General features: G+C 62.7%; 3 protein-coding genes. All 3 read right to left on the bottom strand.

All coding sequences use genetic code 11. The annotated features are described in order from the left end of the window. On the bottom strand, positions 1–424 hold a 424-nt coding region (locus tag ACGF5C_RS34500), incomplete at its 3' end, for a DUF3558 family protein (protein ID WP_393308572.1). A 408-nt stretch (positions 425–832) separates the two neighbouring features. Further along, positions 833–1,225 carry a hypothetical protein gene (locus ACGF5C_RS34495; RefSeq protein ID WP_393308570.1) on the bottom strand — a complete coding sequence of 131 codons (393 nt, stop codon included), beginning with the start codon at positions 1,223–1,225 and terminating at the stop codon, positions 833–835. Positions 1,226–1,238: 13 nt separating this feature from the next. Then, positions 1,239–1,533: hypothetical protein (locus ACGF5C_RS34490; RefSeq protein WP_393308568.1), on the bottom strand; the 295-nt coding region annotated here is incomplete at its 5' end.

The raw sequence follows: 1,533 nt of genomic DNA, 5'->3' as shown, positions 1-1,533 counted from the left end.
ATGGGTCAATCGGGTTGTCCTCCGCAAGTCGCCCGATCACCTGGAGTTGGACTGACGCTCCCTGCTGAGCGTCGAATACCACATCGCACTCCGTCTCGCCGCCCGCCCGAAACTCGGTACCTGCGCGGCCCGACATAGTGACCGGACGCTGTCCCGTATTGCCGGCCTTGTTCGCTATCTCCGTCGGGGAATGCGCGGCGGTTGAATACACCGAGATCGAGTACTTCGCGCCCTTCCATTTGCAGATCTTCCACCCGTGCTGTTCGACTCCGCCGATTCCGGACTGCTTCGTGCTGGGGTCCACCTGAGCCGCGGTCAAAGCGCCATCCGGAATCCCAGTGCACGGATCCCACAGCGCCGCAGCAGCATCGCTCGTGGTCGAGGTAGCCGCACCGTCCGTAGTCGAGCTACACCCCGCTGTCATCACCGCCAGCACCGCCCCGATAGCGACCGCCACCCCTGCCACTCGTCGCTGCACCCGACGTCCTCCCGCTCGACAGACAACTTCGCTACGGACTATAGGACGCGGCAACGCACGACGGGGTTCCATATCCGGCCGCAGGGCCCTGACCAGGGCGCCGCCTGGGTCCACCGGCCACCTTCTCGGTGCCCCGGTCGGACTCGAACCGACACTGTGCGGATTTTAAGTACCTCCGGCCCGATGTTGCAGCACCGCGCCTACCAGCGGCAGTCGTCGGCGCGCCGCCCCAATCACAGCAGGTGAGAGGCACTAAGTCGCCGCCTGTTGCGCACCGCGGCGCGCCTATTGCACACCGCTGACACGCCGCCCGTGGATGGCATGGAGGTGGCACTGCGGCACACCGCCCTCCGGCTACTTCGGGGCGGGGTTTTGGTCGACGATGCTCTTGAGCGTGCTGGCGTTGGTGTAGTCCTGGCCGGTGAGCCGAGCCAGCGAAATCGCCATGACCTCTTGCATGTTTCTCACCGTCTCCAGGTGGTCTTTGATGACTTCAGCGATCGAGTTGTCGGTACCGCTGGCCTGCGTTTTGAACTTGTCCTCAAGCTGGCGGGCCATATCGAAATCCCCGAAACCCGAGACATTTTCAACCTGCTGGACCAATTTGGCGGTTTGCTCCAAGTCGTCTATGCGCTTGTTACAGGCAGCCAAACACTCGCGCGCTACAGCCTCGTCATCGAGATAGAGTTCTCCGGCGCGAGCGGCAGCCGCTTGCTGTTGCCATGCCGCAAGGTCCTCGCTTGTCATCTTGTCCCCCTTGTTATTTCGGCAGTACCGGAACGATCGCGTCCCCTACACGCGCGAGCATGACGCACGGATCCTCTGGATTGTCCTCCGACAGCCGTCCCAGCATCTGAAGCTGCACCGCTCCCTGAGCGGCAGGAAACACCACATTGCATTGCGTGTCCCAACCAGAGGACCTAAATTCCGTTCCGGTGCGCCCGACGATCGTTACGTCCTTCTGACCGATGTTGCCGGATTTGCCCGCGATCTCAGCAGGTGCCTTGGCGGTGGAGTAGACACTGATCGCGTACTTCTTCGGGCTGCTGTCCCAG

Source organism: Micromonospora sp. NPDC047620 (assembly GCF_043205005.1).
In the GTDB taxonomy this organism is placed as follows: domain Bacteria; phylum Actinomycetota; class Actinomycetes; order Mycobacteriales; family Micromonosporaceae; genus Micromonospora.
The sequence above is the reverse complement of the archived record's forward strand: the minus strand, read 5'-3'. Positions and strand labels throughout refer to the sequence as shown.

Bases quoted from the DNA above. Each gene is read 5' to 3' on its own strand.
- ACGF5C_RS34495 (WP_393308570.1), bottom strand. From the start codon at position 1,225: ATGACAAGCGAGGACCTTGCGGCATGGCAACAGCAAGCGGCTGCCGCT.